Genomic DNA, 22469 nt, shown 5'->3' on the forward strand with positions numbered 1-22469 from the left:
CGGTCCGCGTCATCCCTTCACTGCGCCGGCGGTCAGACCGGCCACGATGCGGCGTTGGAAGAACAGCACGAACAGCACGATCGGCACCGTGATCACCACGGCCGCGGCGGCGATCGAGCCGGTCGGCTGCTGGAACTGGGAACTGCCGGTGAAGAAGGCGATCGCGGCCGGCACGGTGCGTGCGGCGTCCGTGGAGGTCAGCGAGATCGCGAAGAGGAAGTCGTTCCAGCAGAAGATGAAGACCAGGATGGCGGTGGTGAACACACCCGGCGCCGCCAGCGGCGCGATCACCAGCCGGAACGCCTGGGCGGGCGTGGCGCCGTCCACCTTGGCGGCCTTCTCCAGCTCCCACGGGATCTCCCGGAAGAACGCCGACAGGGTGTAGATCGCCAGCGGCAGGGAGAAGGTCATGTACGGGATGATCAGCCCCGCCCAGGTGTCGAAGATCCCCAGCACCCGCTCGATCTCGAACAGCGGCGAGACCAGCGAGATCGGCGGGAACATCGCGATCAGCAGCGACATCCCGATCAGCAGCCGCTTGCCGGGGAAGCGCAGCCGGGCCACCGCGTACGCCGCCATGGTGGCGAGCACCACCGCGATGGTGGTGGAGATCACCGCGATGCCGATCGAGTTGACCAGCGCCCGGGTGAACTCCGAGGTGTGGAAGATGCCGCGGTAGTTCTCCAGCGTCCAGACGCGTGGCACGAAGTTGCCGTCCGTCAGGGTGGACGGGTCCTTGAACGACAGCGCGGCGATCCACCAGACCGGGAACAGCGCGTACAGCACCACCACCAGGTTGACCACGCCCCAGCCCGCTCCGGCCCGGGCCCGCCGGGCGGTCACCGGTGCTCCGCCGAACCGCCGGGCGCGGCGGCGCCGAACACCTTGACGAAGACCAGGGCGATCGCCGCCACGCAGAGGAACACCAGCACCGAGATCGCCGAGCCGATGCCCAGGTTGAGCGCGGTGAACAGGTTGTCGTAGCCGAGGATCGAGACCGAGCCGGTGTTGTTGGCGCCGCCGGTCAGCACGTAGATGTTGTCGAAGATCCGGAACGCGTCCAGGGTGCGGAACAGCAGCGCCACCAGGATGGCCGGCTTCATCAGCGGCAGGATCACCAGCCGCAGCCGCTGCCCGAAGCCGGCACCGTCGACCATCGCCGCCCGCACCGTCTCGGTGGGCACCAGCGCCAGGCCCGCCAGCAGGAGCAGGGCCATGAACGGGGTGGTCTTCCACACCTCGGCCAGCACGATCAGGCCGATCGCCGGCCAGTGCTCGGTGAGCGGCGCGCTGTCCGCCGGCAGCAGCGCCGCCAGGTACCCGGTGCCGGGCGTCCAGGCGTACTGCCAGGAGTAGGCCGCCACCACGGTGACGATGCCGTACGGCACCAGCACCGCCGTGCGCACCAGGCCCCGTCCGACCATCGCCCGGTGCATCACCAGCGCCAGCGCCAGGCCCAGCACCAGCTCGGCCGCCACCGAGACGACGGTGATCACCACCGTCACCCAGAGCGCCTGCCACCAGTACGTCGAGGTCAGCACGGCGCCGTAGTTGGCGAAGCCGATGAACGCGGAGCGGTCCGGGAAGCGCAGGTCGTAGCGCTGGAAGGAGAGGTAGACGGCGTAACCGACCGGATAGGCCGTCACCAGCAGCATCACCAGCACGGCGGGGGCGCACAGCAGCCAGCCGAGCCGCCGCTCCTGCCGGGAGCCCTCGGAGAGCCGGCCGGCTCCCGCGGTCCTCGTCCTGGTCGCGGTCATGGAATCAACCCCTTCGAGCCGAGCGCGTCCCTGATCTGGCCGGAGAGGTCCGCCACCGTGGGTTCCGGATCCACCGACGACGGCGGCGAGAGGGCGTGCGCGACGGCGATCGAGACGTTCTGGTAGGCGGGTGTCTGCGGCCGCACCGACGCGGAGTCGAGGGCCTTCAGCACGTCCGCCGCGAACGGGTAGCTCCCGGTGAGCTCGGCGTCGGTGTACAGGCTGCGCAGCGACGGCGGCAGGCCGCCCTTGAGCGCGTTGGTCAGCTGGTTCTCGCGGTTGCGCAGGCACAGGACGGCCTCCTGCGCGGCCTCCGGGTGCCGGGAGTAGCCGCCCACCGCGAGGTCGATGCCGCCGATGGTCACCGTCGCCGGCCGCCCGGGGACGACCGAGGGGTAGGGCGCCCAGCGGAAGTGCGGGAACAGCTCGGGCTTGTTCTCCTTCATCGACGGATAGACGAAGGGGTAGTTGAGCTCGAAGGCGGCGGTGCCGGATTCCATCGCCAGCCGGTTCTCGTCCTCCATCTGGTTGGACAGCGAGGGGTCGGCGGCGGGAGAGGTGGCCAGGTCCCGGATCGCCCGCGCGGCGGTGACGGCCGGCTCGCCCAGCGAGGGCGCCATGGCGTCGGGGGTGAGGATCGAGCCGCCGGCGCTGGTCACCAGGGTGTTGAACCAGACCGTCAGGCCCTCGTACTGCGCGCCCTGCACCTCGACGAAGTGCGGCTTGCCCTGCTCCGCCAGCCGCCGCGCGGCGGCGAGCATCTCGTCCCAGGTGGCGGGGGCGGTGGGCACCAGGTCGTCGCGGTACCAGAGCAGTTGGGTGTTGGAGTTGTACGGGACGGCGTACAGCCGGTCCTTCCAGGTGGCGGTCCGCAGCGCGGCGGCCAGGGTGTCCGCGCTCGCCCGCTCGCGCAGCGGCCCGGTCCACTCGCGCACCCAGCCGGCCTCCGCGAACTCGGGCGTCCAGGTGACGTCCAGGCCCATGATGTCCACGCCGGTGTCGTGCGCGGCCAGCCGGCGCACCAGTTGCTGGCGCTGGCCGTCGGAAGTGCGGGGCAGCTTGTTGTAGCGGATCGAGTAGCGCCCGCCGGAGTCGCGGCCGCAGTTGTCCGCGGCCTGCTGCAACGCGCCCGAGTCGTCGGGGAAGTTGTACCAGTCGAGGACCACCGCCCCGCCGCCCCCGGACCCCCCGCCGCTGCCGCAACCGGCCAGCGCCCAGGCGAGCAGCAGCACCAGGGCGAGGGCGACCCGGTGGTTCGGTCTGGGCATCGCTACTCCCTCCGGTGGACCGGCCCGCGGCGGGCCCACGGTAGGCCGGGCCACCGCCCGGCGCGCCGACCGGCCCCGTGCGACACCCCGGAGACCGCCCGGGCGGCCTACGCCGTCTTCTCCCGGGCGGCCTGGCGGCCGGACGGCTGAGCGGGGCGGCGGGGTGCCGCGGATGCCGCTCGGGGCGGCCGGTCAGCGCAGTTCGCCGAACCAGCGGACGATGGCGGCCGTGGCGGCGACGTTGGAGCCGAGGTGCCGGGAGCCGGCGAAGTCCGGGGTGCCGAGGCCGACGACCGCCGGGTTCACGCCGTGCGACCGCAGGGCGGCCTCGCAGTGGTCGGTATTGGCGTTGGCCGCCTGCTCGTCCGCCTCGGCCGCGTACAGGCGGACCGGGACGCGCGGTGCCCAGTCACAGGTGCTGTCGGCGACCCGGAGGGCCTCGGCCAGGGCGCCGGTCGGGTGGGCCAGCATCGCGAGGGCGTGCGGGGTGAGCAGGGCGTCGACGGTTTCGGGCGTGCCGGCGAAGAGCTGGGAGCCGGTGTGCACGCCGTCGAACAGGGCCTCGACGGTGCTGTCGTAGGGCGCCCGGAAGACCTCGGCCGGGGAGTCGTACAGCGGGTGCAGCCGGTTCCAGGCGACGAGGAGGTAGGCCGCGTACAGCACGCTCGACTTCGGTTCGAGGGAGCCGCCGAGCAGGGCCGGCAGCTCGGCGTTCCGGAAGTCGTAGCCGCCGCTGACCGGTGCGACGGCCCGCAGCCGGAACCAGCGGTCGCCGCCCGCCTGGAGCGAACGCGCGAGGCCCATCGCCGCCGAGGCGCCCTGGGAGAACCCGGTGACCAGCACCTCGCGGCCCAGCGCCCGGCCCGTGCCCGGAACGAAGGCGCGGGCCGCCCGGAGCATGTCCAGCGAGGCGGTCGTCTCCGACGGCACGTCCATCCAGGGGTGGAAGCCCGGGCCGGTGCCCAGGCCGAGGTAGTCCGGGGCGACGGCGGCGAACCCGGCGGACGCGTACGTGAGGGCGGGCGAGGACGCGAAAGCCGCCCCGACCACGGCGGAGGGGGCGGCGGCGCGGTAGCTGGTCGTGCCGTGCGCGACGGACACCGTCCGCAGCTCGTGCGCGCCGCCGCGGGGGAGCACCAGCAGGCCGCTGGCGGTGATCGGCCGTCCGGCGGGGTCCACCGTCCGGTACTCCAGCCGATAGGTGTCCACGCCGAACCGGACCGCACCCGCGTCGAAGGCGGCGCCGGTCAGCGCCGTGGCGACGTCCTCCTTCGTGGCCAGGGTGCCCGTCCGCACGGCGGAGAGGAGGCGGCCGCGATCGTCCGGCCGCGCCGTCCCCGCCGACGCGGCCCCCGCCGCCACGGTCGCCGAGGCCAGGACGGTCAGCGCCGCCACCGCGCTCAGCCTGCGAAGCGCGGACCGCAGTCCGCCCGCCAGGTATGTGGATTTCATGGCTCCGAGGCTATGGACCGTCACCTCCGCGCCGCAGTCGGGCCAGCGGGTGTATCCGTGCTGGGGCTGGCCCCACCCCCGTACTGGGTGGTGGGAACGGTCCTGCGGCTCTGGCGGGCGACGGCGCCGAGCCGCTACGGTCTGGACCAGCCACCTGTCCGGCCGATCGGCCGCGGCCCCGTCCTGGCCTCTCCCGGGAGTCGTCATCAGCACCCGATCCACCGTCAGCGCCCCTCCTGCCAAAGCCGTTACGGCGCTCGACGCGCTCACCCTGCCCGACCTGCTCGACGACCGGGCGCGGCGGCACCCCGACCGGCCCGCGCTGCTCGTCCCCGGCCGCCCCGCGCTCGACTACCGGACCTGGCGCGAGCGCGCGGTGCGCGCCGCCCACGGGCTCGCCCGGGCCGGCGTCCGGCCGGGGGAGCGGGTGCTGCTGCTCTTCCCCAACCGGGCCTGGGACGACTACGCGGTGGCCTTCCTGGCCGCGCACTACGCCGGCGCGGCGGGCGTCGTCGTCCGCGAGGACCTGAGCGCCGAGGACACCGCCCGGCTGGCCGGTGACAGCGCCGCGGCCCTCGCCGTCGCCCACTCGGCCGAGGACGAGCGCGCCTCCGCCGCCGGCCTGCGCACCCTGCGGCTCGCCGGCCTGGAGACGGGCGGCGACGGCGACGGGGAACCGCCGCACCGCCCCGACCCCGGCGACCTCGCCCAGGTCATCGGCACCTCCGGCACCACCGGCGCGCCCAAGGGCGTGCACGCCGCCCACGCCAGCCTCACCGCCGGCCAGCGGCTCGACCCGCGCCCGCGCCCCTACGCCCACTCCGCGCACGCGCTGCACGCCTTCCCGATCGGCACCAATGCCGCCCAGGTGGTCCTGGTCAACGCCCTGGTCGCCGCGCCCGCGACGATCTGCCTGCCGCGCTTCGACGCCGAGGAGTTCGGCCGGACCGTCGCCGAGCACCGGGTGGGCACCGTCTTCCTGGTCCCGTCGATGGCCGTCGAACTCCTCAACTCGGGCGTCGCCGCCCGGCACGACCTCGGCAGCGTCCTGCTGATCAGCTCCTCCGCCGCCGCGCTGCCCGCCCCCGTCGCCACCGCCCTGCGCACGGCCCTGCCGACCGCGGCCCTGGTCAACACCTACACCTCCGCCGAGGCGTCCCCCGCCCAGATATCCGCCGTCGTCGACGCCCGCCGACCCGGCTCGGTCGGCCGCCCCGCCAACCCGGGCGACCTGCGGCTGCTCGGCGAGGACGGCCGGCCCGTCGAGCCGGGCGCCGTCGGCGAGGTCTGGCTGCGCCAGCCCGGCCCGCCGCGCGGCTACACGGCCGGCGCCGCCGCCTCGGCCGCCGTCTTCCGGGACGGCTGGGTGCGGATGGGCGACCTCGGCCGGCTGGACGCCGACGGCTACCTCTACCTGGTCGACCGCGAGAGCGACGTCATCAAGTCCGGCGCCCTCAAGGTCTCCACGCTGCGCATCGAGGACGCCCTGCACGCCCACCCGCGGGTCGCCGACGCCGCCGCGCTCGGCCTGCCGCACCCCGTGATGGGCGCCGTGCCGGTGGCCGCCGTGGTGCCCGCCGCCGACGGCCTGGACCTCGACGAACTGCGGCTCTTCCTCGCCGAACGGCTCGGCCGGGCCGAACTGCCGGTCCGCATCCTGGTCACCGACCGGCTGCCCCGCAACCCCAGCGGCAAGGTCGTCAAGCACGAACTGCGCGCCCGCTTCGAGGAACCGGCCCCGGCCGCCGTCGGCACCCCGCCCGCCACCGCGCACGAACGCGCCCTCGCCGCCGTCTGGCGCCGGGTCCTCGGCCGGCCCGTCGACGCCGTGGAGGAGGAGTTCTTCGCCCTCGGCGGCGACTCCTTCCGCGCCGTCCAGCTCGCCGCCGCCGTCTCCGCCGAGTTCGGCGTCACCGCGGGCACCGCCCTGGTCTTCGAACGCCCCTCGCTGCGTGCCCAGGCCGCCTGGCTCGCCGACGCCCCGAAGAACACCGACGCCCCGCTCCCGGTGCACGACGCCGACCTCTCCCCGTTCCTGCGCGAACTGCGCGCCCAGCCGCACGACATCCCGCTCACCTCCCAGCAGGAGAACTTCCTGCGCTGGATGGCCGAGGCCGAGGGCCGCAACGTCGGCTCGGTCGCCGTCATGTTCCGCGTCACCGAGGCACTGAACCCCGGCCTGCTCACCGAGGCCCTGTACGAGGCGGTGCGCCGCCACCCGGCGCTGCGCACCCGGTTCGTGCCGGTGCCCGGCGCCGCACCGGGGGTCCGGCGCGCCGTCGTCGACGCCGAGCCGGAGGTCGAGGCCATCCTGGTCGACGCCCCCGGCGAGAGCGACGACGAGGTGTCGGCCCGGCTGATCGCGGTGCGCGACCGGCTCACCGACGTCGGCGAGGGCCCGATGACCGGCCTGGCCGTGGTCAGCCGGGCCCCCGACGACCACGCCGTGTTGCTCGCCGTGCACCACATCGTCGGTGACGGCTGGTCGGTCGGCGTCCTGCTGCGCGACCTCGGCGTCATCTACTCGGCGCTGCGCCGAGGCCGTCCCGCGCCCCCGCCGCGCCCGATGCCGACGCTCGGCGAACTGGTCGCCGGCGCCAACGCCCACTGGCCGGTCTCCCGGGCCCACTTCGCCCGCACCCTGGCCGGCGCGCCCGAGGCCGTGCACCCGTTCCCCGGCCGCGCCGACACCGAGACGGTGCTCAGCGCCGCCCACCGCCTCACCGTCCCCGCCGCCCGGGCCGCCGCACTGCGCGAGCGGGCCGCCGAGGCCGGGGCGACCCCCTTCCAGGCCCTCGCCACCGTCTGGCTCGGCCTGCTGGCGGAGCGCAGCGGCCAGGACGACCTGGTGCTGATGACCCCCGTCCCCGGCCGCACCACCCCCGAGGCCGAACAGGCCGTCGGCTGCTTCGTCCAGTCCCTGCTGCTGCGGGTCGACGCCTCCGGCGCCCCCGGCTTCGCCGAACTCCTCGCCCGGGTCCGGGACACCGCCACCGCGGCGCTGGACCACCAGCTCTACCCGTTCGCGGAGTTCAGCCCGCTGGCGCCGTTCGCCGCCTGGCTGCGCTACGAGAGCTGGAACGCCCCCGCCCAGCTCCCCGGTCTCGCCTGCACGGCCTGGGAGGTCCCGCGCAGCGCCACCGTCCCCTACCCCCTGCCCGGTGGCGACCGTCACGTGCCCGAACTCGCCGCCACCGAGCAGCCCGACGGTTCCCTGGTCTGCTGGCTGCGCTACAACGAGCACGCCTTCACCCCGGCCGCGGTCGAGTCGCTGGCCGCCGCGCTCGAGGCCCGCATCACCGCCGCCGCCGGGCGCTGACCGCGCCGCCGGGGCTGCCTGCCCGACTGCTGGGCGCCCGTTGTTACGGGGTGTCCAGCAGGCGGGCTCGCAGAGCGGCGGCGCCGGTCTCGGCGAGCCAGTCCGCCAGGGTGCGCAGGCCGGGGTGGATGACGCGCAGCGCCTCGATGTCGGCGTGCCAGCGGTGTCCGGCGGCCCACTGCTGCCGGATCTCGGCGAAGTCCGGGTTCAGCGCGGTCGCCTCCTCGTGGGTGACGTAGTCGTAGCGCACCGGGACCCCGATCGCGGTGCTGATCGCGGCGGCGGCCTCGACCGGAGTGAGGTCGTCGCCGGCCAGCTCCAGGGTCCGTCCGGCGAACCGCTCCGGCTGCTCGAAGGCCAGGGCCGCGAACTCGGCGATGTCTTCGAGGGCGATGACCTGAAGGGAATCGTGCGGGGTGAAGAGGTGCCGGTGGACGCCGTCGACGATCCCGTCCAGGCCGACGCCGGTCGTCCCGAGGTAGTTCGTCATGAACCGCACCGGGCGCAGCACGGTCACCAGCGGGAAACGCTCGCGCAGGTACTGCTCGATGCGGCGCTTCCCCGGGGCCGCGAACGCGGCGCCGGAGGTCGAGGCGACGCCGGTGAACACCACCTGGCGGACCCCCACGGCCGCCGCCGCGTCGGCCAGCGCCCGGCCGCGGGTGAACTCCAGCTCCTGGTCGGTGCCCTTCGGCCCGTAGGCCACGGGCGGCACGGCGAACAGCGCGGTGGTGCCGGCCAGTGCGGGTTCGAGGCTCGACGGCTCGTCGAAGTCCGCGCGGACCAGCTCGGCCCCGGCGTCCGCGAGCGCCACGGCGGCGGGCGCGGCCGGGTCCCGGACCAGCGCGCGCACCGCCCGGCCGCCGGCCAGCAGCCGTCGTGCCGTCGCGGTGCCCTGCTTGCCGGTGGTGCCGGTCACGGCGACGGTGCCCCAGGCGGTGTCGGTGTCTGTGGTCATGGTGCCCTCCTCTTTCCTCGGGGCCCGGTGCGGAACCGGTGCGATCGGCCCGAGGTATCTGGAATACTCCAACCCGGTTGGCTCCCAGGGGGCAAGGGGTTTCGTGACATGACCGCAGTGATCGGCAGTGGTGACCGGGCCGACGCCCGCCGCAACCGGGCCAAGGTGCTGGCCGCCGCCGGCGAGGCGTTCGCCGAGCAGGGGCTCGACGTCCCGCTGGGCGAGATCGCCCGCCGGGCGGGCGTCGGCGCCGGCACCGTGTACCGGCACTTCCCGAGCAAGCAGGCGCTGCTGGAGGCGGTGTTCGCCCAGCACCTGAACGACCTGGTCGCCTCCGGCGAGCGGCGGATGGCCCGCTTCGCGCCCACCGAGGCGTTCTTCGGGTTCCTCCAGGACGTCGTGGAGACGTCCCACCGGCGCGGCCCCCTCTGCGACGTCGTGGCCGCCGACGCGAGCTGGCCGCGCCCGGTGCTCACGGCCGCCGTGCTGAGGTTCCGCCAGGTGCTGGCGGCGCTGCTGGAGGCGGCGCAGCGGGTCGGCGGCGTCCGCGCCGACGTGGGCCCCGAAGACGTCGCCGCGCTCACCCTCGGGTGCGTCTCGACGCTCAACGCGCGCCGTGACCGGTCGGCGGGCCTCAAGCTCGTCCAACTGACCCTGGACGGACTGCGTCCTTCCACTCCTGTCACGGAATCACACGGTTTTCGTGACGGCCGCGGCGGTCACGGTGCCGCCGCGGCCTGTGAGGAGTGCGGGGCCGCGATCGCCGTCCGCCCCACCGGGCGCCCGGTCCGCTACTGCGGCGCCACCTGCCGCCAGCGGGCCCACCGCCGGCGCCTCGCGGGCTGACCTGTGCACCTCCGGTGTGCCCGATTGTCAGTGGCCGGTGCGAGGATCGCGTCACCGACTTGAGGAGATCACCATGGGTACCTGGGACATCGGCCACTTCGACAACGACACCGCCGCCGACTTCTCCGGCACGCTGGACGAAACGCCCCTGGCCGAACGGGAGGCCGTGGTCCGCCGCGTCCTGACGCTCGCCGCCGACACCGGGGCCGAGGACTACCTGGACTGCGACGAGGCGGTGGAGGCCGTCGCCGCCGCGGCGCTCGTCGCCTCCCAGTGCCCCGGCGGCGAGCCCGTCACCACCAGCTACGGCCCCGACGAGCCCCTCCCGGTTTTCCCCACCGACCTGCGCCCGCTCGCCGCCGAGGCACTGGACCGCGTACTCGCCGAGGAGTCCGAACTCGCCGAACTCTGGGACGAGACCGAGGAGGGCCCCGCCTGGCGCCGCACCGTCAAGGACCTGCGCGCCGTCCTGAGGCCCGAGCCGGAGCCCGTGAGGGAGGCGCTGTTCGAGGTCTGACCCCCAGGGGCGTTGGGGGTCGATCTCGGGGTGATCACTGATGACCTGAGCGGCACCGCCGGTCCGGTCACCCCGACGCGTGCCTGCGGATCGGCAGTATCAGTTGGATCGCGCCGAGGGAGAATGCTCGGCATGACCACTTGAAGAGGACCGACCGGGCGACAGTTCTGGCAGAAGGTCGCGACCTGGACCACGGCTGCCGACGGCGATCGGCGCCTCTGTGTCGCCTGCGGAGCATCCGTCCGCCTGTACCAGTACCGCTTCCATCCGCCTGAGTCCTCCATGTTCGAGCGCTGCATCGGACTCGCATGGTGTCCCGGTTGCAGGATCTACGCCAGCAGCCTGGTGCACATCCCACGGGAGCAAGCCCTCGTCGACGCCCTTGCCCCTCTGCCCCCTGAGCAGCGTGAGCGGCTTCTACGTTCGGAAGCACGACTGATCAAGTTCCTGAACAGTGCCGAACGCGCTTGACCTCAAGTCGGGTTGATCTTGCACGATCGGGCTGTTCGCACTGACACACGAGCAGGGGGTACGCAGCATGCGCGCCGTACAGGTACACCGTTTCGGAGGGCCCGAGGAACTGGTCCTCGGGGAGGTGCCGGATCCGGTGGCGGGGCCGGGGCAGGTCGTGGTGGCGGTGGAAGTGGCCGGGCTGACGTTCATCGAGACGCAGATCAGGCGGGGCACCGATCCCTGGCACGAGCCGCCGGTGCTGCCGTACGTGCCGGGTGGCCTGGTCGCCGGCCGGGTGGACGTGGTCGGTCCCGGGGTGGACCAGGCCTGGCTGGGGCGGCGGGTCCTCGCGTGGACCGGGGAGACCGGCGGCTTCGCCGAGCGGGCGGTGGGCTCGGTCGAGGCGCTCTTCCCGGCGCCGGACGGCCTGGGCCTGCCCGAGGCGGTGGCGCTCTACAGCGACGGCAGCACGGCGCAGGGGCTGGTCGAATACGCCCGGATCCGTCCTGGGGACTGGGTCCTGGTGGAAGCCGCGGCGGGCGGGGTGGGCAGCCTCCTCGTTCAACTCGCCCGCGCCGCCGGCGCCCGGGTGATCGGCGCTGCCGGAAGCGCACGGAAGCTCGACGTCGTCCGCGAGCTGGGCGCCGACGCCGCAGTCGACTACCGCGCACCCGACTGGACGGGCGAAGTGCGCGCCCTCACCGCCGGTGCCGGCGCGGACGTGGTGTTCGACGGGGTCGGCGGCGACATCGGCCGGGCGGCGTTCGCGGTGACGGCCCGGGGCGGACGCTTCTCCGTCCACGGCGCCGCGAGCGGAGCGGCCACCTCCATCGATCCGGCGGTCGCGCGCCGCGCGGGCGTGGAAGTCATCGGCATCGACCAGCTCTTCGGCTTCGGCGCCCACGTCAACCGCTGGGCCCGCGAGATCATGGCTGAAGCGGCAGCAGGTCGGGTCCGGCCCCTCATCGGCCAGACCTTCCCCCTGGACCGCGCCGCCGACGCCCACGCCGCCATCGAGCAACGCACCGCCCTCGGCAAGACCTTGGTGCTGGTGTGAGGACCTGAGCTACCCGGTGACCACCGAAGGTCCGGTGAACTCCGTGGCGAGGGCGTCCATCACCACCTCGTCACAGACCTGCCCGAGCCAGTACCCGGCCTCCCGCAGCGCCCCGACCGTCCGGAACCCCGCCTTCTCGTACGCGCGGACAGCCGGCCGGTTGGGCGCCAGCACCTTCAGCCAGACCATCCGCAGATTGGCGATGTGGAACGCGTAGTCCAGCACCAGCCGCGTCGCCGCCGTCCCCAGCCCCCGCCCCCGCAGCTCCGGGGCCACCATCACCACGTACTCGGCCGTCCGGACAGCGGAATCCGGTAGAAGCGTGGCGACGCCGACCGGCACGGCGTCGGCGTCGCCCGTGAGCTCGTAGACGGTGAACCGGATGTTGTCGCCGAGGAGTTGCCGCGCCATCCCCTCCGCACGGGCCTCCAACGACTCCGGCTGCTGCCGCCCGTACCCGACCAGTGAGGCCGGATGCTGCTCCCAGCGCCAGTACGTCTCGACGAGATCGGCACGATAGGGCCCGAGGCCGCAGCCGCCGTCGCGGATCCAGATGATCGGGTCAGTCCCGGTGTCGATGGCAGGCTCCAGGCGTGAGATGTGTTTCCGGCTCACCGGCAGGCGTGCCGTCCTCAGTCTGCGCCAATACGTCAGGGCAGCAGGGCGGCGAGTTCGGCGTCGAAGAGGGTCTCGGGGTCGAACTGCATGCCGGTGAAGTGGCCGGCGAGCTCCAGCGACAGGACGCCGTGGAGGCGGGTCCAGAGGGTGAGGAAGAGGGCGAGCGCCTCGGGTGGGGCGGGGTGGTCGGCGGCCCACGCGCGGTGCTCGGCGAGGTGGGTGCCGAGGGGGGAGACGGGGGTGGCCGAGGGGAGGGCGGCGGCGCAGGCGTCCAGGAGGGTGGTGGCGATCTCCTGGGAGATGGCGGTGGTGTCCTCGGGGGCCTGGTAGCCGGGGATCGGGGTGCCGTAGACCAGCAGGTAGCGCTGGGGGTCGGTGAGGGCCCAGGTGCGCAGGGCGTGGGCGAGGCCGGCCAGGTCGGCGCCGTCGGCGGCGGCTGCGGCGAGGGTGTCGGCGAGGCTGCGGTAGGCCTCGCGGACGAGTTCGGTGATCAGCTCGTCGCGGTTGGCGAAGTAGCGGTAGAGGGCGGGGCCGCTCAGGCCCATCTGCTTGGCGATGGCGTTGAGGGAGAGCGCGGAGGCGCCCGCCGTGGCGATCTGTTCCCAGGCGCGTTCCATGACCTCGGCGCGGACCTGGGCGCGGTAGCGCTCGCGGGGGGTGGTGGGGTCGCTCTTCGCCATGGGTTAGAAGCTATCACGGAAGCTATTGACTGTCCGGGAAAGAAGCGGTTAGAACTTGTCACGGAAGTGATTGGTTCTAGAGGGAGGACATGTCATGACGGGAATCCGAGCCGCCGCGATCACGGTCCCGCTGGTCGTCGGGATCCTCGTCGGCGCCGCCGTGCCCGCCGGGGCGCAGCCCGCCGAGGGGCTGACCTGCCGGGGCGCGGGGGTCGACCCCGGCGCGCAGGTGAGGTACCGGACGGAGGCGGTGATCGACGCGCCGCTGGACGTGATCTGGAAGCTCCAGACGGATGTGGACCGCTGGCCGTCCTGGCAGCCGCCGGTCACCAGCGCCGAGCGCCTCGACCACGGCCCCTTCCGGGCCGGGTCGGCGTTCCACTGGACGACGCCGGTGCCGCCCGGGACCGGGGTCCCGGCGACCAGCCTGGACATCACGTCGACCGTGCGGCAGGTCAAGCAGGGTGTGTGCATCCGCTGGACCGGTCCGGCGGTCGGGGAGGGGGTGCACATCGACGGCGTGCACGTCTGGAACTTCACCGAGGTGAAGGGCGGTGTGAAGGTCAGCACCGAGGAGACCCACACCGGGCCGCAGGTGGACGCCGATGTGCCGGTGGCGACCGCGATCCTCAAGGCGGGCCTGGACGGCTGGCTGGCCGACCTCAGGGCCGCCACCGGGGCGCAGGCGTCCGGGTGGACGCCCGCGCCCCGGCCGTGATCAGCCGCCGAGGCGGTCGGCGGCCTCGTCCTCGCTCAGGGCCTCGATCTCCGCGATGAGGAGTTCCTCGACGCGGGCCGCGAGCGCGGCGGCCGTGGACAGCTCGAACGCGTCGCGGATCGGGACGTCCAGGCCGACGCCCGCCCGGATCCGGGCCACCACCCGGGTGACCAGCAGCGAGTCCCCGCCGAGTTCGAAGAAGTCGTCGAGGGCCCCCACCCGGGGCACCCCCAGGACCTCCTGCCACAGCTGGGTGACCAGTTGCTCGGCGTCGGTCCGCGGGGCCACGTACGGGCGGGCGGAGGCCTGGTCCGGTTCGGGCAGGGCCGCTGTGTCCAGCTTCCCGTTGAGGGTCAGCGGGAGGGTGTCGAGCAGGACGACGGTGTCCGGGACGAGGTAGGCCGGCAGCCGCACGGCGAGGTGCTCGCGCAGGGCGGCCGGGTCGGGCTCGGCGCCGGGCGCCGGGACGGCGTACGCGACCAGGCGGCGCCCGCCGAGCACCACGGCGGCGGCCCGCAGCACGTCCGGACGGCCGGTCAGGGCCGCCTCGATCTCGGCCGGTTCGATCCGGTAGCCGCGCAGCTTGACCTGCTCGTCGGCGCGGCCGAGGTAGTCCAGGCTCCCGTCGGTGCGCCAGCGGGCGCGGTCGCCGGTGCGGTACATCGTCCCGCCGGCGAACGGGTCCGGCACGAACGCCGCCGCGGTCAGGTCGGGGCGGCCCAGGTAGCCGCGGGCCAGGCCGGCGCCGCCGACGTGCAGCTCGCCCTCCGAGCCGCGCGGCAGCAGGGCGCCGCGCTCGTCCAGCACGTACAGCCGCACGCCCGGCAGCGGGCGGCCCAGCGGCGGGCGGCGCCCGGCGTCCGGGGCGCCGAGGTCGGCGGCGGTGACGATGACGGTGGCCTCGGTCGGCCCGTAGGTGTTGACCAGCCGGACGGTGTCGCCGTGCCGGTCCCGCCAGCGGGCGACGGCGTCGGCGCGGACCTCGGAGCCGCCGAGCACCACCAGCCGCAGGGCGGCGGGCCAGGGGGTGCGCTCGTCGTGCGAGACCAGCTCCTCCCAGTAGGCGGTCGGCAGGTCAAGCACGGTGACGGACGGGCCGTGCGGGCCGCGCAGCAGCTCCGGCAGGGTGCGGCCGCCGCCGGGCAGCAGCACCACGCAGGCGCCGGTGGCGAGGGCGGGCCACAGCTCCTCGGCGTGGGTGTCGAAGCCGATCGAGGCGAACTGGACGATCCGGTCGCCGGGCGCGAGGCGGTAGCCGTCCGGGCCGGCCATCCAGTCGACGCGGGCGGCCAGCGCGGTCTGGTCGACGGTCACCGCCTTGGGGGTGCCGGTGGAGCCGGAGGTGTAGAGCACGTAGGCGAGGTCCGCCCGCTCCTCGGACGCCACCGGATCGGCGGCGGGCACGAGCCGCAGTCCCTCGCCGTCCTCGTCCGTCAGCAGCAGGACGGCGCCGGACTCGCGGACCATCAGGCGCCGCCGCTCCTCCGGGTGGGCCGGGTCGAGCGGCAGGTAGCCGGCGCCGGCCTTCCAGATCGCCAGCAGGGCCGTCACCAGTTCGAAGGAGGGCGCCAGCCGGACGGCCACCAGCTGTCCTGCGACCGGGCCGAGCCGTTCGGCCAGTTCGCCGGAGCGGCGGTCGAGCTCGGCGTACGAGAGCATCTCGCCCTCGCACTCCAGGGCGGGCGCGTCCGGGGTGGCGGCGGCCCGCTCGGCGAAGCGGGTGAGCACGGGGCGGGCGGCGGAAGCGGCCACGGGACCCGCGCCCAGGGCGAGCAGCTCGGCGCGCTCCTCGGCGCCGATCAGCCACTCGCCGTGCAGCGGCACCTCGACGTCCTCGACCACGGCGGCCAGCAGCGCGCGGCAGCGGGTGCCGAGCGCGGCCACCGTCGCCGGGTCGAGGACCTCCCGGTCGAAGCAGAACGAGAGCGTCAGCCCGCCGTCGGGGGTGCGCCAGCTGTCCAGCAGCAGATCGGTCTTGGCGCGTTCGAAGCCGGAGTCCATGGAGGCCGTGCGCACCCCGGCGGGCAGCGGCGCGCCGCCGTCCTCCCCGGTCAGGTCGTACTGGCTCTGGTGGACGAACACCGCCTGGTAGAGCGGCGCCGCACCGGCCTCGGCGGGCAGGTCCAGATGGACGGCGAGCCGCTCCAGCGGGACGTCCTGGTGGCTCAGGGCGCCCAGGGTGGCGGTGCGGACGCGGTGCAGCACGGTGCGGAAGCCGGGCTCGCCGGTGAGGTCGGCGCGCAGCACGCCGGTGCGGGCGAAGTAGCCGACCAGCGCCTCCTGCGCCGCCTCGGTGCGGCCCGCGAGCGGGGTGCCGACCACGAAGTCGGTGCTACCGGTCCAGCGGGCCAGCACGCACTGGTAGGCGGCGAGCAGCACCATGAACGGGGTGCAGCGCTCGCGCCGGGCCAGCGCGTCCAGGGCGGCCGTCAGCTCCGGGTCCAGCGCCACCGTGGCGAAGCCCGCCGGGTGCCGGGGCTCGGCCGGGCGGGGGTGGTCCAGCGGCAGCCGCAGCCGACCGGTGCCGGCCAGCTTCTCCGCCCAGTAGCGGAAGGCCGCCTCGGCGCCGCCCGCCGCCGCGCGCTCCTGCTCGGCGCGCGCGACGTCGCCGTAGGACAGGGCGAGCGGTGCCAGCTCGGCCGGTGCCTCGCCGAGCGCCTCCCGGTACAGCGCGAGCAGTTCGCGCCAGAGGACCTTGAACGACCAGCCGTCCGAGACGATGTGGTGGACGACCAGCGCGAACGCGTGCTCCTCCGGCCCGGCGGAGACCAGGACGGCGCGCAGCGGCGGGCGCCCGGCGAGGTCGAAGGGCGCGTTGACGGCCGGGCGGCAGGCCTCGGTGAAGTCCTGCTCGGCGGCGCCGGGGGCGAGCGCGAGCTGCTCCAGCGGGACGGGCGCGGGCGGTTCGACCAGCTGGACGGGCGCCTCGCCGTCCAGGGCGAAGCGGGTGCGCAGCGGTTCGTGCCGGGCCGTCAGCCGCTCCAGCGCGGTGCGCAGCGCGGAGACGTCCAGCGGGCCGCTCCACCGGCGGCACAGGTACATGTTGAAGCCGGCGTCGGCGGGGCGCAGCTGCTGCAGGAACCAGAGCCGGCGCTGTTCCTCGGTGAGCGGGTGGACGGCCTCGGCGGGGCGGGCGGCGCCGGCGGTCCGGTCGGTGGTGCTGCGGTTGGTGGTGCTGCGGTCGGTGGTGGTCATCGGACGGCGGCCTCGGTTCCGGTACGGCGCGCGGACGCGGCGGATGCGGCGGGTTCGGCGGAGGGGGTCTCGGACGGGGGAACGGCCCCGGTGCGGGCGGAGAGGGCGGCCAGGCCCACCAGGTCGTCGGGCTCGGCGTCGGGGACGTCGCGGTCGAAGTGGCGCAGTGCGGGGACCGCCAGGCAGACGGCCACCAGCAGCGCCATGGCGAGGCCGAACAGCAGGTAGAGCAGGCCGATGCCGCGGCCCTCGCCGGTGCCGATCAGTCGGCCGACGGTGCCGGCCAGCGCGCCGTCCTCGTCGATCAGCGGCTGGACCAGGCGCGGTCCGAGGGGCGCGACGAGGGCGAAACCGACCGGAAGGGTGGACCAGGCGACCATGGTGTTGACCGCGATCACCCGGCCGTGGAAGCGCAGCGGCACCTTGGTCTGCACGATCGTCGCGTAGACGCCGTTGACCAGTCCGAGCCCGTACGCCATGCCGAAGGCGCCGAGCGCCACCGGCCAGACGCTCGGGCGCAGGCCGGTCACCAGGCAGGCGGCGGCCAGGCCGAGGGTCGAGAAGAGGACGCCGCGCAGCCGCAGCCGGCGCGGCCCGCCCCAGACCAGCAGGGTCAGACCGCCGAGCACGGCGCCGAGCCCGGCCGCGACCGAGACCCAGCCCGCGGCCGCGAGCGGGGCGAAGGAGAGCACCAGCGGGGTGGTGAGCAGGAACAGCGGCGACAGGAAGATGTTGAGCACCGCGAAGAAGAGCAGCATCGCCCGGAAGTGCCGGCTGCCGAGCGCCCGCCGGAAGCCGGCCCGGATCTCGGCGGTCACGCTCTCGCGGCGCCGCGCGGCCATCACGTCGGGGAAGCGCACGGCCAGCGTGACACCGGTGGCGATCACATAGCTGGCGACGTCCATCACGAGGATGCCGCCGAGGCCGAGCGCGGCGAGCAGACCGACCGCGAACAGCGGCACCAGGAACTGGGCGAGGCCGAAGGCCATCTGGACGACGCCGTTGGCCCGGCCGAGGAAGCGCTTCGGGACGAGCTGGGGCACGGCCGAGTTCCAGGCCAGCCGCTGGAAGGTCAGCGCCGTCGACAGCACCGCGATCAGCACGTAGGCGTGCCAGATCTCCAGTGAGTCGGTGAGGTACAGCAGCAGCATCACCGCCTGGGTCAGGCCCGCCGCGACGTCGCCGTAGAGCATGATCCGGCGCCGGTCGCCGCGGTCCACCAGGGCGCCCGCGACCGGCGCGGTGAGGATGCCGGGGACCAGGCCGCAGGCGGCCAGCAGGCCGAACTGGGCGAGCGAACCGGTGGTCAGGTAGATCCACACCGGCAGGGCGAACTCGGTGAGCGCCGAGCCGATCATCGAGATCTGCTGGCCGGCCGCGACGCCGAGGAAGCGGCGCATGGTCGGCCGCACCGTCCGGGTGGCCGCCGAAGCGGCCTCGGCGGCGTCCCCGGACCGGGAGAGCCCGGCCAGCCACCAGGTGGCGCCCTCGGTGCGCCCGTGCCGCTCCTCCTCGCCCTCCGCCACCGAGCGGTGCACGGTGGTCAGGATCTCGGCCAGCTCGGCGGCCCGGTACTTGAGGTAGAAGTGGCCCGCCTCGTCGAGCACCACCACACCGGTGGTGTCGCTGAGCCGGTGCCATTCGCGGTACCGCTCCTCGTAGAACTCGGTGGCCGGGTCCTGGGTGCCGCAGACCGCGTACACCGGGGCGGCGATCCGGCCGTCCTCGATCTCGAACAGCCGGGTGAAGTACTGCTCGGCCTCCCGGGTGCCGGTCCGACGGTTGGCGACCATCAGCCGCAGCTGCTCGGTGCCGACCTCGTCGGTCTCCAGGCCCGCCGCCGCCAGGGCGTTGATCATGCCCTGGTCGCTGCGCAGCCGGTCGGCGGTGCGGGCCCACCACTCGCCGACGGCGGCGCCGCGCCCGCGCGGCCGGGCGAAGGGGAAGATGCCGCCGAGGTGGACGGCGTCGATCTCGCGGCCCGCGGCCTCGACCCGCCGGGCGATCTCGACGGCCAGCCGGACGCCGACGCCGCAGTGGCCGTACAGCACGATCCGGCCCTCGACGTTGTCCAGGATCTCCTGGGCGCAGCCGGCCGCGACCTCGTCGACGTCCATCGCCTCCTCGCCCAGCTCGTGGCCGGGGACGGCGAGCGAGTGCAGGGCCCAGTCGGCGGGCAGGGCGTCGGCGAGCGGCTTGTAGATGAGCGCGCTGCCGCCGCCGTACGGGGCGCAGACCAGGCTCGCGCCGACCTTGCGGCCGGGCGGGGTGAGCAGGTGCAGCAGGCTGCGCGGGCCCCGGTCGGCGTGCGGGTCGCTGACCAGCGCGGCCAGCCGTCGCACGGTGGGGTACTTGAAGAGGTCCATCACCCCGACGGGGGTGGGGAGTTCGGGGTAGGCCCGGCGCAGCTTGGCGACCACCTGGGTGGCCAGCAGGGAGTGCCCGCCGAGTTCGAAGAAGTCGTCCAGGGCGCCGACCCGGGGCACGCCCAGCAGCTCCGCCCACAGGGTGGCGACGAACTCCTCGGCCTCGCCCTCGGGTTCGACGAACTCGCCGCTCGCGGCGGGCTCCTCGGGCTCGGGCAGGTTGCGCCGGTCGACCTTTCCGTGGGCCAGCAGCGGCAGCCGCTCCAGCACCACGAAGCGGGCCGGGACCATGTAGTCGGGCAGCACCTCGCCGAGGGCCTCGCGCAGCTCGGCCGCGGCCGGGGCGGGGCCGTCGCCGGGGTGCTCCAGGTAGGCGACCAGGGTCTGCCGCAGCCCCTCGCCGCGCGCCATGACGACGGCCTGGGTGATGCCGGGCAGGGCGGTCAGGGCGGCCTCGACCTCGCCCGGCTCGACCCGGTAGCCGCGCACCTTGATCTGGTCGTCGGCCCGGCCCAGGTAGTCGAGCGTGCCGTCGGTGCGCCAGCGGGCCAGGTCGCCGGTGCGGTAGAGCCGGTCGCCGGGCGCGCCGAACGGGTCGTCGAGGAAGCGTTCGGCGGTCAGGTCGGGGCGGCCCAGGTAGCCGCGGGCCAGCCGGTCGCCGCCGAGGTACAGCTCGCCGGTGACGCCGGGCGGCACCGGCTGCATCGCCTCGTCGAGGACGTGGCAGCGGGCCCCGGCGAGCGGGGTGCCGATCGGGGTGCTGCCGGGGCCGGCGGCCTCGGCGGTGACCTCGTGCACGGTCACGCCGACGGTGGCCTCGGTGGGGCCGTAGTGGTTGAAGACCGCGCACCGGCCGAGGGCGGCGAGTTCGGCGGCCCACGGCCAGGCCGAGGCCTCGCCGCCGAGCACCAGCGCCCGGCGCGGCAGCAGCCGCTCCATCGGGGCGTCGGAACCGAGCGCGGCCAGGTGGGAGGGCGTCATCTTGAGGTAGTCGAGCTTCAGCTCCTCGATGCGCTCGGCCAGTTCGGCCCCGGCGATGCGGCGCGGCAGCAGGTGGACCCGGCCGCCGGTGCTCAGTGCCAGGTAGAGCATGGTGATGCTGAAGTCGAAGGAGAGCGACTGCAGCAGCCCGTAGCCGGCGCCCGGTTCGATCCGCAGCCGTTCGCGCACCCCGGCCAGGTAGTTGAGGATCTGCCGGTGCTGGACGGCGACGCCCTTGGGGGTGCCGGTGGAGCCGGAGGTGTAGATCACGTAGGCCAGCTGCTCGGGGCCCGAGGTCTCCTCCAGCGGCTCGGGGTCGCGTTGCGCCGGATCGGTGTCCAGCAGCAGCGTGGCGCCCCGGTGGCCGGGGAAGCGCTCGTACAGCGCCGAGTCGGTGAGCAGCACCCGCACGTCGGCGTCGGCGACCAGGTGGGCGAGGCGGGCGGGCGGCTGCTCCGGGTCCAGCGGCAGGTAGGCGCCACCGGCCTTCAGCACGCCGACCAGGGCGACGGCCAGTTCGGGCGACTGCTCCAGGCAGACCGCGACCCGGTCGTCCGGTCCGACGCCGAGCGCCCGCAGCCGCCGGGCCAGGCCGGTGGCGCGCTCGTCCAGCTCGCGGTAGTCGACGGTGCGGCCCTCGAACTCCAGGGCCGGGCGGTCCGGGTGGGCGCGCGCGGTGTCGGTGAGCAGGGCGGTGAGGGTGCGCGGGCCGTCGGCCGGGTCGGGCAGCGCCGGTCCGGCGGCCCACCGCTCCAGGACGTCCCGCCGCTCGCCGGGGGTGAGCAGCGGCAGTCGGGAGACCGGCCGTTCCGGGTCGGCCACCGCCGCCGCGACCAGCAGTTCGAAGCGCTCGACCAGTTGCCGTACGGTGGCGGCGTCGAACAGGTCGGTGCGGTAGGTGAGCAGGCCGTACAGGCCGCCGTCGGACTTCTCCCGCAGGTAGAAGGCGAGGTCGGTGCGGGTGGTGGCGGCCTCGTGCCCGAAGCTCTCGGCGGCCGGCGCGCCGGGGGAGCCGTCCGGACCGGCGGAGGTGGTGGCGCTGCGGTCGCCGTAGTTCTGGAAGGCGAAGCTGACCTGGAAGACGGCGGAGCGGCTGACGTCGCGCTCGATGTCCAGGTCGGCGACCATCTGCTCGAACGGCACCTCCTGGTGGGTGTACGCGTCGAGCGTCGTGCCGCGCACCCGGCGCAGCAGTTCGGTGAAGGAGGGGTCGCCCTCCAGCCGGGCCCGGATCGGCAACATGTTGACGAACAGGCCGACCACGCCCTCGAGTTCGCGGTGCAGGCGGCCGGCGACGGCCGATCCGATCGCGAAGTCCCGCTGTCCGGCGTGCCGGCCGAGCAGGGTCTGCAGCGCGGCCATCAGCACCATGTACCCGGAGGCGTTCGAGGCGCGCGCCAGGGCGGCGACGCCCCGGCCGAGTTCGGGGCTCCAGTGGAACTCGGTGGCGGCGCCCTCGAAGGTCAGCACCGGTGGCCGGGGGCGGTCGGTGGGCAGCTCCAGGGCGGGGACGTCGCGCAGTTCCTCGCGCCAGTGCGCGCGGGAGGCGGCCAGCGCCTCACCGGCCAGCCGGTCCCGCTGCCAGAGCGCGTAGTCGCCGAACTGCACCGGAAGCTCGGGGAGTTGGTCGGGCGTGCCGTGGGCGTGCCGGGCGTACAGCGCGTCGAGCTCGCGGTGCAGCAGGTCGAGCGACCAGCCGTCGCTGACGATGTGGTGCATGACCAGGGCGAGCACGTGCTCGTCGGGGGCGGTGCGCACCAGCAGGGCGCGCAGCAGCGGGCCGGCGGCCAGGTCGAAGGGCTCCGCGACCCGCTCGCCGAGCTCCCGGGCGGCGCGGGCGGCCGGGTCCGGGTCGGCGGAGGCGTCGACGAACTCGGCCGCAGACGGGGCCGGTTCGGCGATCCGGACCGACGCGGTGCCCTCGGGCGTGGCGGGGAAGGTCATCCGCAGCGCCTCGTGCCGGGCGAGCAGCGCGGTGAGGGCGGCGTCCAGCGCGGTGCGGTCGAGCGGACCGCGCAGCCGGCGGGCCGGGGCGAGCGTCCAGGCGGTGGAGCCGGGGGCGAACTGGTCCATGAACCAGAGCCGTTCCTGGCCGCTGGAGAGCGGTACCGCGGTGCCCGGGGGCCGGGCGGGGACGGTGCTCGCGGGGGCGGGTCCGGTGGCGTCCGCGGAGCCGGCCGCGGCGGCGCGCAGCCGCTGGGCGAGCAGCGCACGCTTGGTCGCGGACAGCCCGGGGGCGGGGTCCTGGAGGTCGGTCATCGGGTGTTCCATTCGGCGCACG

At 74.7% G+C, this 22469-nt stretch carries 14 protein-coding genes; 5 read left to right on the forward strand and 9 right to left on the reverse strand.

Annotation, left to right across the window (positions count from 1 at the left end):
• Positions 1-9: 9 nt before the first annotated feature.
• The 4 genes from ACFVUH_RS25275 to ACFVUH_RS25290 form a co-directional block, all read right to left on the reverse strand.
• Positions 10-843 (reverse strand): carbohydrate ABC transporter permease, encoded by an 834-nt coding sequence (locus tag ACFVUH_RS25275; RefSeq protein WP_387915473.1) that lies wholly within the window; start codon positions 841-843, stop codon positions 10-12.
• The gene (locus ACFVUH_RS25280; RefSeq protein WP_380683331.1) at positions 840-1760 is read right to left on the reverse strand and encodes a carbohydrate ABC transporter permease; all 921 of its coding nucleotides are present in this window, start codon (positions 1758-1760) and stop codon (positions 840-842) included. Before ACFVUH_RS25280 ends, ACFVUH_RS25275 begins: the two co-directional genes overlap by 4 nt.
• Positions 1757-3028, reverse strand: a complete 1272-nt coding sequence (locus ACFVUH_RS25285; protein ID WP_387915474.1) for an ABC transporter substrate-binding protein — start codon at positions 3026-3028, stop codon at positions 1757-1759. Before ACFVUH_RS25285 ends, ACFVUH_RS25280 begins: the two co-directional genes overlap by 4 nt.
• A gap of 192 nt (positions 3029-3220) precedes the next feature.
• Positions 3221-4480, reverse strand: a complete 1260-nt coding sequence (locus tag ACFVUH_RS25290) for a lipase (RefSeq protein WP_387915475.1) — start codon at positions 4478-4480, stop codon at positions 3221-3223.
• On the opposite strand from ACFVUH_RS25290, the gene ACFVUH_RS25295 reads away from it, so the two are divergent.
• Positions 4479-7799 carry an AMP-binding protein gene (locus ACFVUH_RS25295; protein ID WP_387915476.1) on the forward strand — a complete coding sequence of 1107 codons (3321 nt, stop codon included), beginning with the start codon at positions 4479-4481 and terminating at the stop codon, positions 7797-7799. The genes ACFVUH_RS25290 and ACFVUH_RS25295 overlap by 2 nt on opposite strands.
• A gap of 43 nt (positions 7800-7842) precedes the next feature.
• On the opposite strand, the gene ACFVUH_RS25300 is transcribed toward ACFVUH_RS25295, so the two are convergent.
• Positions 7843-8757, reverse strand: a complete 915-nt coding sequence (locus ACFVUH_RS25300) for an NmrA family NAD(P)-binding protein (protein WP_387915477.1) — start codon at positions 8755-8757, stop codon at positions 7843-7845.
• Positions 8758-8865: 108 nt separating this feature from the next.
• Between ACFVUH_RS25300 and ACFVUH_RS25305 the strand changes: the two genes are divergently transcribed.
• The 3 genes from ACFVUH_RS25305 (at position 8866) to ACFVUH_RS25315 (ending at position 11630) form a co-directional block, all read left to right on the forward strand.
• Positions 8866-9603, forward strand: coding sequence for a TetR/AcrR family transcriptional regulator (locus tag ACFVUH_RS25305; protein WP_387915478.1), 738 nt, complete (start codon positions 8866-8868; stop codon positions 9601-9603).
• 73 nt (positions 9604-9676) lie between these two features.
• Positions 9677-10120 carry a DUF4259 domain-containing protein gene (locus ACFVUH_RS25310; protein ID WP_387915479.1) on the forward strand — a complete coding sequence of 148 codons (444 nt, stop codon included), beginning with the start codon at positions 9677-9679 and terminating at the stop codon, positions 10118-10120.
• A 538-nt stretch (positions 10121-10658) separates the two neighbouring features.
• Entirely contained in the window at positions 10659-11630 is a 972-nt protein-coding gene (locus ACFVUH_RS25315) for a zinc-binding dehydrogenase (protein WP_387915480.1), read from the forward strand.
• Positions 11631-11639: 9 nt separating this feature from the next.
• Here the strand turns inward: ACFVUH_RS25315 and ACFVUH_RS25320 are convergent, their stop codons facing one another.
• Positions 11640-12179 (reverse strand): GNAT family N-acetyltransferase, encoded by a 540-nt coding sequence (locus ACFVUH_RS25320; RefSeq protein WP_387915575.1) that lies wholly within the window; start codon positions 12177-12179, stop codon positions 11640-11642.
• Between the two features lie 101 nt (positions 12180-12280).
• A complete protein-coding gene (locus ACFVUH_RS25325; protein ID WP_387915481.1) occupies positions 12281-12928 on the reverse strand; it encodes a TetR/AcrR family transcriptional regulator in 648 nt (215 codons plus the stop codon).
• Positions 12929-13022: 94 nt separating this feature from the next.
• Here ACFVUH_RS25325 and ACFVUH_RS25330 point away from each other — a divergent pair, with 94 nt between their 5' ends.
• A complete protein-coding gene (locus tag ACFVUH_RS25330; RefSeq protein WP_387915482.1) occupies positions 13023-13646 on the forward strand; it encodes an SRPBCC family protein in 624 nt (207 codons plus the stop codon).
• On the opposite strand, the gene ACFVUH_RS25335 is transcribed toward ACFVUH_RS25330, so the two are convergent.
• Positions 13647-16841, reverse strand: coding sequence for an amino acid adenylation domain-containing protein (locus ACFVUH_RS25335; protein ID WP_387915483.1), 3195 nt, complete (start codon positions 16839-16841; stop codon positions 13647-13649). It lies immediately after the preceding gene.
• Positions 16838-22447 carry an amino acid adenylation domain-containing protein gene (locus ACFVUH_RS25340; RefSeq protein WP_387915484.1) on the reverse strand — a complete coding sequence of 1870 codons (5610 nt, stop codon included), beginning with the start codon at positions 22445-22447 and terminating at the stop codon, positions 16838-16840. Before ACFVUH_RS25340 ends, ACFVUH_RS25335 begins: the two co-directional genes overlap by 4 nt.
• Positions 22448-22469 lie beyond the last annotated feature (22 nt).

Source organism: Kitasatospora sp. NPDC058032 (genome assembly GCF_042885845.1).
Taxonomy (GTDB): Bacteria; Actinomycetota; Actinomycetes; order Streptomycetales; family Streptomycetaceae; genus Kitasatospora.